The organism is Natronorubrum tibetense GA33, from assembly GCF_000383975.1.
In the GTDB taxonomy this organism is placed as follows: domain Archaea; phylum Halobacteriota; class Halobacteria; order Halobacteriales; family Natrialbaceae; genus Natronorubrum; species Natronorubrum tibetense.
In genome coordinates this window covers 1,357,855-1,370,100 of the sequence record NZ_KB913017.1, presented here as the reverse complement: position 1 = coordinate 1,370,100, position 12,246 = coordinate 1,357,855, and the positions used below count along the sequence as shown (strand labels likewise).

Annotated in this window: 11 protein-coding genes; 6 read left to right on the top strand and 5 right to left on the bottom strand. The window is 63.8% G+C overall.

Annotated elements, in window-relative coordinates; translation table 11 throughout:
- The first annotated feature begins 256 nt into the window (after positions 1–256).
- The 4 genes from NATTI_RS0107135 to NATTI_RS0107120 all read left to right on the top strand — a co-directional run bounded on the left by NATTI_RS0107135 (position 257) and on the right by NATTI_RS0107120 (position 2,896).
- Positions 257–1,216: a DUF368 domain-containing protein gene (locus NATTI_RS0107135; protein WP_006088707.1), complete on the top strand. Its 960-nt coding sequence runs from the start codon at positions 257–259 to the stop codon at positions 1,214–1,216.
- Between the two features lie 87 nt (positions 1,217–1,303).
- Positions 1,304–1,525: a hypothetical protein gene (locus tag NATTI_RS0107130; RefSeq protein ID WP_006088706.1), complete on the top strand. Its 222-nt coding sequence runs from the start codon at positions 1,304–1,306 to the stop codon at positions 1,523–1,525.
- Between the two features lie 248 nt (positions 1,526–1,773).
- On the top strand, positions 1,774–2,106 hold the full coding sequence (locus NATTI_RS0107125) for a DUF7344 domain-containing protein (RefSeq protein ID WP_019991706.1): 333 nt from the start codon (positions 1,774–1,776) through the stop codon (positions 2,104–2,106).
- Positions 2,107–2,230: 124 nt separating this feature from the next.
- Positions 2,231–2,896, top strand: a complete 666-nt coding sequence (locus tag NATTI_RS0107120) for a type 1 glutamine amidotransferase (RefSeq protein WP_006088704.1) — start codon at positions 2,231–2,233, stop codon at positions 2,894–2,896.
- 89 nt (positions 2,897–2,985) lie between these two features.
- On the opposite strand, the gene NATTI_RS0107115 is transcribed toward NATTI_RS0107120, so the two are convergent.
- The 3 genes from NATTI_RS0107115 to NATTI_RS0107105 form a co-directional block, all read right to left on the bottom strand.
- On the bottom strand, positions 2,986–4,497 hold the full coding sequence (locus tag NATTI_RS0107115) for an amidase family protein (protein WP_006088703.1): 1,512 nt from the start codon (positions 4,495–4,497) through the stop codon (positions 2,986–2,988).
- A gap of 197 nt (positions 4,498–4,694) precedes the next feature.
- Entirely contained in the window at positions 4,695–6,023 is a 1,329-nt protein-coding gene (locus NATTI_RS0107110) for an MFS transporter (protein ID WP_006088702.1), read from the bottom strand.
- Positions 6,024–6,433: 410 nt separating this feature from the next.
- Positions 6,434–6,742 carry a non-histone chromosomal MC1 family protein gene (locus NATTI_RS0107105; RefSeq protein WP_006088701.1) on the bottom strand — a complete coding sequence of 103 codons (309 nt, stop codon included), beginning with the start codon at positions 6,740–6,742 and terminating at the stop codon, positions 6,434–6,436.
- A 241-nt stretch (positions 6,743–6,983) separates the two neighbouring features.
- On the opposite strand from NATTI_RS0107105, the gene NATTI_RS0107100 reads away from it, so the two are divergent.
- The gene (locus NATTI_RS0107100) at positions 6,984–7,181 is read left to right on the top strand and encodes a SymE family type I addiction module toxin (RefSeq protein WP_006088700.1); all 198 of its coding nucleotides are present in this window, start codon (positions 6,984–6,986) and stop codon (positions 7,179–7,181) included.
- A gap of 172 nt (positions 7,182–7,353) precedes the next feature.
- On the opposite strand, the gene NATTI_RS0107095 is transcribed toward NATTI_RS0107100, so the two are convergent.
- Positions 7,354–9,234, bottom strand: coding sequence for a phenylalanine--tRNA ligase beta subunit-related protein (locus NATTI_RS0107095; RefSeq protein WP_006088699.1), 1,881 nt, complete (start codon positions 9,232–9,234; stop codon positions 7,354–7,356).
- Positions 9,234–10,760, bottom strand: coding sequence for a phenylalanine--tRNA ligase subunit alpha (gene pheS / locus NATTI_RS0107090; RefSeq protein WP_006088698.1), 1,527 nt, complete (start codon positions 10,758–10,760; stop codon positions 9,234–9,236). Before pheS ends, NATTI_RS0107095 begins: the two co-directional genes overlap by 1 nt.
- 521 nt (positions 10,761–11,281) lie before the next feature.
- On the opposite strand from pheS, the gene NATTI_RS0107085 reads away from it, so the two are divergent.
- Positions 11,282–12,223: a UbiA family prenyltransferase gene (locus NATTI_RS0107085; RefSeq protein WP_006088697.1), complete on the top strand. Its 942-nt coding sequence runs from the start codon at positions 11,282–11,284 to the stop codon at positions 12,221–12,223.
- The last annotated feature ends 23 nt before the right edge of the window (positions 12,224–12,246 follow it).

The following is a 12,246-nucleotide window of genomic DNA, read 5'->3' as shown; positions in this document are numbered from 1 at the left end:
CTTGCAGTGGCTACTATTGCTTGGCGCACGATCTCTGGCACTCGACGTCGTCTGTGGGAGTCGCTACCGAGAGGAACAACTGAAACGATTTCTCGTAGCCATCACAGCGGCTGATGGTGTCGTTGCACTTTTATACGGGCGGGTGGCGACCGACTACGTATGCAGACGAACCGGCGGCCCGGTCGAACAGGCTCGGATCGGTGGCCACCAGCGAAGTCGTCACTGAACTTGAGTCCGGGACGCCACGAGTGAATCTATGGAATACGACCGAACCGATCTCTCCCTCGACCGCCTCGAACTGCTCCGGATCTACGGCTACGGGCTTTGTATGGGGACAGCGGACGCGTTACCGGGTGTTTCCGGCGGCACCGTCGCGCTCCTGCTCGGCTTCTACGGCCGGCTGATAGCCGCCGTCACTGCGCTCACGCCCCGCCGAGCCGTCGCTGTCCTCGGTGGATATCGGTCCGACCGGCGGCCTCGAGCGCGGGAAGCTCTCGTCGAGATGGATCTTCAGTTCCTGATCCCGCTGGGTATCGGGATGGTCACTGCGGTCGTGCTCATCGCCGGGGCCGTCTCGTCGCTCGCGGACTCCCACCCGGTCGCTCTCTTCGGGTTCTTTACCGGGCTGATCGCCGCCTCGGCGATCGCGCTCGGCCGGAGCCTCGAGTTCGCCTCGTCGAGACACGTCGTCACGGCGGTAGCAGGGGCGACGCTCGCGCTGTTGGTCTCGGCCGATATCGTCCAGCTTCCCGGCGGCGGCCGAACCGTGATCTTCGTCGCCGGCGCAATCGCCATTAGCGCGATGATCCTGCCGGGAATCTCCGGCTCGCTGATCCTGATCCTGCTCGGGCAGTACGTCTTCCTCTCCTCGGAACTGAGCGCGTTCGTCGGTGCGCTCGCTGATCTCGCCGGTGGCGGATCGCTCGCGGCCGTCGTCGATCCCGGAGCGACCGTCGCACTGTTCGTCGCCGGCGGCCTCGTCGGACTCGTTACGATTGCTCGCGTCGTCCGCGCCGCGCTGGCCCGCCAGCGGGACCTGACGCTCGTCTTCCTGGTGAGTCTCATCGCCGGGTCAGTTCCGGCTCCCTTGCACAACATCGGCGAGACGCACGCGTGGACGACCGAGACGATCGCGCTGACCTTCGGCTGGGCGGCTCTCGGTGCGATCGCACTGTTCGCACTCGAGTACCTCGTCGGTGGCTTCGATCCGGAATAAGCCGCTCTCCGGCTGTTCTCGATTCGACCGCTCGACGCTTGCGCGCTCCGGGGCGCTCGTTATCCAGTCGGATCCCCAAGGACAGGTATGGTACTCAAGAAACTCCTCGGCTCGACCGCGACGCGGTCACTGACGGTCGTTTCGGTGCTCTCGGAGGCGAAGAAGTCGTTCAGTAACGGGAAGCGACTTCGGGCGATCTTGCTGCTCGGCGTCGCCGTCCTCGCCTGGAAGTGGATGGTCGTCGGTCTGGCCGCCCAGGGGCTGCTCAAACTGATCGGTGGCGGGCGCTCGGGCTCGAGTCCGGCGTAATCGGTCGAACGGCTGTGTGATCGACCGGCCGATCGGTTGGATGGGAGCAATCGCTGGCCGGGCTCCGTTCAGCGAAACCGATCCGTAACCGGTGTCTCGAGCGTCGACTCTCTGTCCGTCTCCGCCGATGTTGCTCCCCCGCCTCACTCCGGTAACATCCTATGTCGCTGCCGTAATCGGTCTCTGACGTGGCAACTCCGTGAAAAACGGTCGTGCGAACCTAAATCCGCGCCGTGCTACTCTCGGGCATGGTGAACTTAGGTACCGTGTTCGACTTACTCGAGGACAAGCGCCGACGGTACGCGTTGTACTATCTCGATCAGCGAGACGGCCCAGTGGCTATCAGCGAACTCGTCGAACGGATCGACGAGTGGGAGGACGAGCCGACTCCGACGGATCCGTCGGCGGATGCGTTCGAAGATATCGCGATCGAGCTGACGCACACGCACCTTCCGCGAGCAGCCGAGGTCGACTTCGTCCAGTACGATCGAGAGCAGGGGACCGTCCAGATTCAGGGCGCGCCTCCGAAGTTCGATACGTTCATGAATATCGCACGGCTCATCGAGGAACCCGAGGAGTGAGCCGGTTCTAAAGCGTGTCCGGTCTCGAACGAGCAACTCGACGGACCGGTTCTCGTCTCGGACGGATTCCCGGAGACACCGATCGACCGACACTGCTATTTTCGGATGGATCCAACGCTCGTTAATGGATTCGCCGACGATCGTCGTCGTTCGCAACGAGGTCGATCCCGACGCCGAGTACCACTGCGACGCGCTCGCGGGATTCGTCTCGAGCGCCGCCCCTGGCACCCGAGAGATCGACTATCCCGCCGGCGAGCGCCCCGACCTCGAGCGTGCGGACGGCGTCGTCCTCACGGGGAGCACGGCCGGGGTCTACGAGGTCGACGAGCGGCCGTGGATCGCCGACCAGCAGCGACTCGTCCGCGAACTGATCGACCGGGAGCTCCCAACGCTCGGGGTCTGTTTCGGCCACCAGATCGCCAACGCGGCGCTCGGTGGAACCGTCGAACACGTCGGGACGACCGCGCGGCCCGTCGACGCTGACCTCGCCGACGACCCGCTCTTCGACGACGTCTCGTCCGTCGTCCCCGTCACGCACGGCGATGTGGTCACCGAGGTCGGCGACGATATGGCGGTCGTCGCCTCGGCCGACTACTACCACGCGTTCGCGACGCGCCACCGAACGGCCCCGCTGTGGACGATCCAATTCCACCCCGAGTTCACCGCCGACCTGCGCGACCGACTCGTGGCGGATTTCGACTGGGCGGACGACGATCACGGGTTCGAGGATGTGAACGCGACTCGCGTCGTCGAGAACTTCGCGTCGATGGTCGCGGATTCGAGCGAGTAGCCGACCCGACCTTTCCGGGGCGTCTCCGCCGACTCGAGCACGTCCCTACGGGGTCGAACGCCGACTCGAGTACGCCCCTACGAGTCCGATCATCTACCCGCGAGCGCCGACTCGAGGCTCTCCGCCGCGTCGAGCACCGTCGCGTCGTCGAACCGCGACCCGACCAGCATCAGCCCGACTGGTAGTCCGTCGACCTCGCCGACTGGAACGCTGATCGCGGGATGGCCGGTCCGGTTGAACGCGGTCGTGTTGGCGGGGACCTTCTCTTCTTGCAGCCGATCGTACTGATCCAACTCGGACTCGTGTTCGGGCGCGGTCCGCACCGTCGTCGGCATCGCCAGCAGGTCGCGTTCCTCGAGTAACGCGTCGTAGCGCTCGGTCAATTCGACGACGAGGTTCATCCCGTCGGCGTAGTACCGCGAATGGTACGTTTCGTTCGCGTAGGCACCAACGAGCAGGGAGAGTTTGAGTGGTGCGGGGAAGTCGTCGGCCTGTACCCGCCGCGCCGAGCCGAAGAACTCGATCCAGGAGGTGTTGTACCAGGCCTTCCAGCCGTGGCCGAGCCCCTCCCCGATCATCGCGTCGAGCAGGCCCTCCGCCGTACAGACGGTGTGGATGTCCTCCGCGTCGCGGTGCATCGGCTCGGAGACGTCCTCGAGGCTTGCGCCGCGTTCCTCGAGTGTCTCGAGGCCGCCGTAAACGCACTCGAGCACGCGCTCGTCGGCGTCCGGCTGGTCGAACCCTTCCTGGAGCAGGCCGATCGAGAGATCGGACGCATCGCCGTCCAGGTTTTCGTGGTAGGGCTCGACCGGAACGGGGCTCGCGGCTCGCAGGTCGCGTTCGTTGCTGCCCGCGATCACCGAGAGAATTCGCGCGACGGTCTCGACGTCCGACGCCATCGGTCCCGGATGGTCGATCGCGTGTGCGAGGCCGATGCAGCCGGTATAGGGAACCAGTCCGTAGGTCGGCTTGTGGCCCACCACGCCACAGAGCGCGGCCGGAATCCGGACGCTGCCACCCTGGTCCGTGCCGATGGCTGCGTCGGCCTCGCCGGTCGCGACGACGACGGCGCTCCCGCCGCTCGAGCCCCCCGCGAGGTGGTCGTCGTCGTGGGGGTTCGTGATCGTGCCGAACGCGCTATGGCCCGTCGTCGTCATGGCGAAATCGTCCATGTTCGCCTTGCCGGTGATGTCCGCGCCGGCCTCGAGCAGTCGGGTAACGATCGTCGCGTCGACGTCGGGGACGTAGCCTTCGACGACCTGCGAGCCGCAGGTCAGTTCGACGCCGGCGACGCAGACGTTGTCCTTGATCGCAACGTCCATCCCGTCCAGTTCGCCGCCGTCATCACCGGCCACGTAACAGCGGTTCACCCAGGCGTTGTGCGGGTTCTCCTCGTCCGGGACGCGAACGCCGGCGCTGCGCTCGCGGCGCTCGCTCCCGCCGAGGCGCGAGACGGGGTCGTACGAGCGAACCGTCTCGTAGGCCTCGGCTCGGTGCTCGGCCATCTCGGCGAAGAACTCGAGTTCCTCGTCGGTGAGGTCGAGAAACAGCGAGTCACCGAATGCGCGGAGGTCGTCTTTCGTCGGCGGTCGAATCGGCATACTGTGGCCGACAGTGCGGGCGCTAAAGGGCGTAATCCTCCGAACGGAGACTGTCCAAAGCTCGTGAAAATCAGTCAGCGACGGAAGATCCACTTGAGGCGGCGGCCACCGGTCTCATACGGTTTGCTGTACCAATTTGCCGGTGGGACCGTCAGACGGGTCACGGCCCCACCGGAACTGACTTACAGCAGATAGTCTCAGTCGTCGCTCGGTGCGTTCACGGTGCTCGAGGTTGCGGCCGGGTTCTCGGAGACGAACCAGCCGTCTTCAGTCGCGTTCTCGGCGATCCCCGGCTGGAACACCCAGGCGGTCAGCGCCAGGATCTGGATCATGGTGAGCGCGACGACGGCATAGCCCATGTGCAGGTTCGGGAGGAACGGCGCGGCGAACAGCAGCGGGTAGACCGAGCCGCCGACGGTTCCGATACCGCCGACGATGCCGGCGACGGTGCCCGAGTTGTCCGGGAACATCGCGGGCACCTGCGCGAAGATTGCTCCCTCGGAGAACGCACAGCCCACGCCGACGAGGAAGCCGGCGAAGACGGCGATGTAGATGTTGCCGGTCAGTCCGGCTGCGGTCATCCCGAACAGCGCGAGGACGACGAACGCCATCGTTGCGAACGTCCACTGCTCGCGGTAGCGTCCCTCGAACCAGGGGAGGATGTCTTTCTCGTTGCGGGCCATCACGTCGCTGATGTACCCGCCAAGCGGGCGGAGCAACCCGGCCGCGATCGAGAACGTCGCCGCGAACGTCGCCGCGATGACGAGGTCGCCCTGTCCGAACCCTTCGCGGTAGTAGGTTCCAAGCCAGCCGTTCATCGCGACCTCGAGACCGAAGGTCATGATGTACGCCGCCGAGAGCACGACCGCGCCGTGGCGGGTGGCGATGTAGAGCCACTGCTGGAGGCTGACGCCCTGTTTGGCCGCCTGGCGTCGCTCCTCGGTCTTCGCGGCGTCACCGACGACGAAGTAGACGATCCCGAGGACGATGGCGAGGACGCCAGTATAACAGAACGCGGCGCGCCAGTTCGACGCGAACAGCGCGTCGGAGTAGCCGTCGCCGAAGATCCGTGGGAGCGTGAAGTACGCGCCCAGACCCGCACCGGCGTTCCCGACGCCGGCGAAGATCCCTTCAGCGAGGCCGAGGTTCTCCGCTTCGAACCACTGGGCGACGTGCTGGATGCCGATGACGAAGGTGATCCCCGCCAGCGAGGCGATCACTCGAGAGACCGTGAAGATCTCGTAGTTCGGTGCGAACGCGCTGACGATCGAGAAGATGCCGACGATCACCAGCGTGAAACCGGCGGTGACCGGCGCGCCGAATCTGTCGGTGAGCGGTCCGATAATAATTCGGCCGAGGGGGACGGCGATGACGGCCGCACTCGAGACGAGTCCCAGTTGGGCCACCGAGAGTCCGTACTCGTTCGCGATCTCGCCCGTGAACGGGGCGAACGAGAACCAGATCACGAACCCGAGGTTGAACATCGCCGTCGCGAGCAGCAGATTGACCCACTTGCGGTCGATCATGCGTGTCTCTCGCTCCCTGGCCCCTCACTCGGGCGGCCGATCGATCGAACGGACGTACCGCCGGTCACCGTCTCTCGCGTTGTACTGACGGTCCGGTCGTTATCCCCGGACTGTTCACCCGTAGAGATACTTCCCAAAGGGGGTCCGCAAACACCCTCTCCTCTCTTGATTCTGTGACCGAGTGGCCCCATATTACGACCGACTCTGGCTGCTCGAATCCATATAAACGTGTTTCTTACTCGGACCTAACAATAATACGCAATGGGAATTACATTACCCCTTCTGTTGACCCTTCAGAACGTGACAGATGCAGCTACTGACGGGAGCAATAACCGTATTTTCTACAGGCTTAGAAATTGAACAGTCGACACTCGAGGGGCGGCGAACGAGAAAACACGATCGTCGGCACGTTACTCTTCGAGGTGTTCGATCCCTTCCTTCGAGACGTTCGCCTCCGTGATCTCGTTGGGCATCCAGTCGGGCTTGTCGTCGGGGGCCGTCTCCTCCCACGCCCAGCCGTCGTAGATGTGTACTTTGCTCGTCCCTTTCTCTCGTAGTCTCAGCTCTACGCGTTCCGCGTCGTCTTCACTCGAGCCCGGCTCGAGTCGTCGGGCCGCCTTGAGGGCCGCCTGACGGGGAGTGTTCCCCGAGAAGACGCTCGACTCGTCGCCGCCCGACTCGCGCAGTGCAAAGTTTCGTTTACCGTCTTCACGTACCATGGTTTTCGACTCCATGCTACTTCAGCACACGATCCGACATAAAGATATCCCCGAAAACCGACCGACTGCGCCGGTATCTTTAAGTGTATGGCCTACGCCATTTTCCCGCAATATCTGCAGCTGTCGTCACGACAGCGGCGGGAATCAAATTCGCCCCGCCCCATGCGTGACACGGTCACCCGTTGTGTCGTCGAAAACACTTAAGTATATCCTACGGCGAAGTTCGTCATAGAATCCCGCGATGGTACGGAAAAAGAAGCTGAGTCCAAGCGGTGCGAAAGACGAAGACGGTAACTATCACAACGTCCACCTCAACCTCCACGAGGACGAACTTGAGGTCGCGGGCATGGATATCGGTGACGAAGTCTTCGTCCGGGTCCGGGGCGGGAAGATCATCATCCAGAAAGCGGACGAAGAGGACGTCGAACACGAATTCTAAGAACCACCTTTTTTACGCCTCGGGATTCGCTCGCTTCGCGAGCGAACCACTCAGCGCAAAAATCTGGACCAAAAAGAGCCGCTCGCTCAGCCTACGGCTTCGCTCGCGGTACAACGTGCTGGACCGCGGCCGCGGATCGTCTCTAAACTCGAGAACAAAAACCTGCCAGCGGCTACCGCAGCGCCTCGAGATCGAACTCGAACGCCGCAACCGGTACCTCGAGGTCGTACTCGACCAGCGCCTTCGGATGGATTTCGCCGACGATTCCGATATCTTCGCCGTCGATCACGACTGACGCGGTTCGACCCGAAATGAAGGCGGGATGCTCCGTCGGTGGCGTCTCGAGGTCGACGTCGAAGTTGCGTGCGAGCGCTTGTAGCCGCGCCTTGGCGTCCTCATAGCCCGCGTCGTGGTTTGCGAGGACGGCTCCGACGTGACGGCTCTCGCCGACCCCGGTGTTCTCGCTCTCGTCGAGCGCCGCGCGGAAGCCGACCTCCGAGAGGTGTTGTGGGTACGACCGGTGGGTGTTTCGCTCGAGGACCATCATGAGCGAAGGGAGCAGCCACGTCCGGAGGATTGTGTAGTCCTCGCTGTAGGGCTCCTTGATTGTCGCGGGCTCGCCGGCCCCGTAGGCGTCCGCCCCTGGCGCTATCTCGAGACGTTCGTAGTTTTCCGCCTCGTTGGTCATGTGGAAGTTTAGCAGATCCTCGAAGCCGAGCCCAACGAGTTGGGTGCGCACGGCGCGCTCGAGGCGTGAGCGCTCGTGGCGGCCGCCGACGGTCCCCACGTCGGGGTAGGTCGGCTCGAGTTCGTTGAAGCCGTAGGCCCGTCCGAGGTCGTCGATAACGTCCAGCGGGTGGAGCACGTCGACGCGGTAGGGTGGGATGGTGACCTCGTAGACGAGGTCGCCCGACGACGCGGCGTCGTCGGTTGCCTGGGACGTGCCCGAACTGTCCGCGGCGTCTCGTTCCTCGAGCCCATCTCGATCCTCCAGCGGCGTGATGGTGCTTTCCTTGCCGTCGCCCGTCTCTCCGTCCTCGGTTTTCGTGGCATCGAGTCCGGATCGTTCGGCTAGATCGATCACTTCGTCGGGGTCGAGATCGATCCCGAGAATGGTTTCGATGCGGCTGTGTGCGACCGTCTTCGTCTTCGTCGAGAGATCCGGCCGGACGAGTTCGTGTCCGCCGGACTGCGTCCGGCTCCCGTCCGAGTCCGCGTTCGCGGACTCGCTATCGGGATATTCCACCGTGACGTCCTCGATCGTCGCCCCGCGCGCCGAGAGCGCGTAGCAGACGATGTTCAGCATCTTGTCGATCGTCCACTGGTCGGTGCCCGTCATCTCGACGAACAGGTCTCGAGAGTCCGTCGAGACCTCGGTGCGTCGACCGTTGATCACCGGCGGGAACGAGAACAGCCCGATATCGTCGTAGATCGCGGGGTAACGGTCGTAGCCGCTGACGAGGTCGGCGTACGTTTGGCCGGTCTGGTGGGTCTCGAGGACCGCCGCGGGCGTCATCTCCTCGTCGGAGTCGAGCGGGACGAACCGATCCTCGCCGGGTTCGACGCCGACGTACCGGATGGTCGAGGCCCCCTCCGTCGCGGAACCGCCCTTGAGCATCGTCAGATCGTGAATTCCGATCGCGCCCTTCGCCCGCTTGCGCCCCATCGTCGCGTGGAGCTTCTCCTGTAACTGGATGAGCGAATCGAGGGCGTCCTCGTCGAGGTTCACGTCGCGGATCACCGCGCCTGTGACGTACGGCCGTTCGTCCGGCACCGACTCGTCGACCTCGATGGTCCACTCCGCCGAGTTCGGTGAGGGGACGTGGACACCGCGGGCGTCGCCGTACTGGTAGCGCATCGATCGCGCGACGCCCTCGACCGAGAGCCGATCGAGTCGGTCCGGCGCGAACTCGAGTTCGAACTCGCCGTCCTCGGTCAGCCCCTCGAACTCGAGGCCGAGTCCGAACAGGTCGTCTTTGAGTTCGTCGTCGCTCTTTTCCTCGCGGCCGGTCAGCTCTCGCAGTTCGTCGGGGTTGATATCGACGGTGGGCATCAGTAGGTCACCTCCGCGTTCCGCAGGAACTCGAGGTCGGCGAGCGTCCCGTGCAGGTCGCGGATGTCCTCCGCGCCGGTGGTCAGCATGGCAAGTCGCTCTAAGGCGAGTCCCCACGCCATCACGTCGCACTCTACACCGAGTGGTTCGAGCATCTCCTCGCGGAAGATGCCGGAGTTTCCGATCTCGATCAGTTCGCCCGTCGTGGGGTGGGTGCCGAACAGCTCGAAGCTGGGCTCCGTGTAGGGGTTGTAGTGGGGTTTGAACTGAATGTCCTCGATCCCGAACTGGGCGTAGAACTCCTCGAAGGTGCCCATGAGGTCCCGAACCGAGAGATCCTCGGCCATCACCCAGCCCTCGATCTGATAGAACTCGAGCAGGTGAGTCGCGTCTAAGGTGTCGTTTCGATAGGCTTTCTCGACGCTGAAGTAGCGCGCTGGCGGCTCGATCTCGCCGATCTCTTCGCCCGAAAGGTATCGGGTCGACAGCGAGGTCGTGTGGCCCCGAAGCGCGAGCGCACGGGCGAAGTCCTCGTCCCACGGGGAGTGATAGCCCTCGCTGTCCTCGCCGATGCCCTCTCGGTGGGCCCGTTCGACGCGCTCGACGAGGTCTTCGGGAAGGTCGTCGATATGGGTCGGTTGCTCTAAGGCGAACCGATCCCAGTGGGTCCGCGCGGGATGATCCTGCGGCATGAACAGGCAGTCGTTGATCCAGAAGTCCGCGTCGGCGTGCGGGCCGTCCATCTCCTGGAAGCCCATGCCGACGAGGACGTCTTTGACGCGTTCGGACATCTGCCGGAGGATGTGAACCTTTCCGCCCTCGAACTGCTCGGCGTCGGCCTCGACGTTGTACTCGGCGAACTCGACGTCTTCCCATTCCCCGCTGGTCAGGAGTTCCGGCGTGACCTGTCCGACCGTCTCGGCCGTCTCGAGGCCGGCCATCAGTTCGGTGACGGCGCGTTCGGTCAGCGTCACCTCGCGGACGGTCGACTCGGTTCGCTCGAGCAGTCCGCGGCGCTCGAGTTGCTCGAGCGTCCCCTCGTCGGCGTCGGTGCCGTCGACCGGCACGGCGTCCTTGCCGGGAAGCGCCGCGAGCGCGTTCGCCTCCGCGTCCGTGCTCGGATCCGCGTCCGGATCGGCCGTGATCTCGCCGCTGTCGATGACGCCGTACCCCTTGCGGGCGTAGTTCGAGAGTGCGATGTCGACCTGCGGGCCCTCGAGTCCCGAGGCGCCGATGACCTGCCCCATCTGGACGGGATCGCCGTCTGCGCCGGCCTCGAGCGCGGCCTCGTAGAGCCGAACCTCGGGAAGTCGCTCGTCCGCGTATTCGACGCCCTCGTCGGTGAGCGTGATCGTTTCGTCGACGCGTTCCGCGACGGCGACCAGCCCCGCCTCCTCGAGTTCGAACACCGCGCCGGTGACGGTCTCGGGAGGGAGGTCGGTCGCCGCAGCGAGGGCGTCGACGGACTCCGCCTCGTCTGCGCTCGCGGCCTCTAAGACCGCGACCTGTTGTGCTGGAAGTTGCATTCGCTTGTTCGTATGGCTGCGTGTCGGTCAGTTAGCGGTTCCGATACTGCCTGCCCGGTCGGGCCGCGTCGAACGGTCGGTTTCGCGGCGAGGGCACGGTGTGTGCGCTCGCGGCTCCACCGGCCCGGCGTCACCGGGCGAAGAAGAAGCCGAATCCCTGACTGCAACGCAACGGTCGGTCACCGATACCGGCACGAATGTGGGATTCGGGTGCCATATGTCCCGTCTCTCGACGACGGGCGAAAAACCTTGCGTTCACTGCGGTTCTCACGCTTCGATCCGGGCCGGTGCCCGTTCGCGACGATCCATATCCGAACCAAATCGCACCGCTCGTATAATTGATATATGCATTTCATTCGAATATTATTAATTATTATTCTAATCAATGATCTGCACTTCAATCGTCCACTCTCGATTGTTAATGTAACAGTTGTGCAATACATACGCATATCTGTTGCGATTGCCGACATATTCAGTACGGAGCCGCCACCGAACGGCTGCTCTCGAATACTAACGCAACTATGACACGAAAAAACCATCAACTCTCAGACGAGAGTCAAACGACAGTAGCACGACACAGTGCGCTGCTCGCTCGGCTTCTCTCGAGTACCGGTCGGTTCTGGAACGCACTGGTGTACAGTTCGACGTATCTGGCAATGATCGCGATGGCCGAGGTGGTCATCGTCTCGGTTCTCCTCTCGCTGTCACTGACGCCGGCGGCGGTCGTCGTCGGACTGGTCGTCTTCGCCGTCTATACCAACGACCGCCTCGCGGACGCCGACACCGACGCGATGTCGAATCCCGGACAGGCTGGGTTCGTCAGACGGTATCGAGACGTCCTCTACGTGCTGGCATCGGTCGCCTACGGACTCGCCGTCGCGCTCTCCGTTCTCGGTGGTCCGGTCGCGCTCGCGATAACGCTGCTTCCGGGGGCGCTCTGGGTGTGTTATGCCACGGACTGGATTCCCGACACTGGCATGCACGTCCGTCGGTTGAAAGATGTCTTCCTCCTCAACACGGTCGTGGTCGCACTCGCGTGGGCCGTGACGCTGACGTTTCTTCCGCTCGCGTTCGTCGACGGCGCCGTCACGATGTCGGCGCTGTTCGTCTTCACGTACTTCTTTCTCCGGGTGTTCACGAACACGGAGATCTCGAACGTCCGTGACGTCGAAGGCGATCGGGCGATCGGTGTACGGACGATTCCGGTCGTCTTCGGCGTCGATTGGACGCGCAGGATCCTCTCCGGGATCGATTGCTGTACGGCCGGACTCGTCGCGTTCGCAGTCTACGCCGGATACATCCCGTCCGCGCTAGCCGTTCCGCTGCTCGCCGGAATCGTCTACTCCCTGGGCGTCACGTCGCTGGTCGGTCGGTACGAGAACGAGCGACTGCTGGCGAAGGCTGCCGAGTGCGAGTATCTCGTCGTCTTCGTCGTCCTTGCGTTCGTCGTACCGATGACCTGAGTCAACTAACAAACCGAAGACAT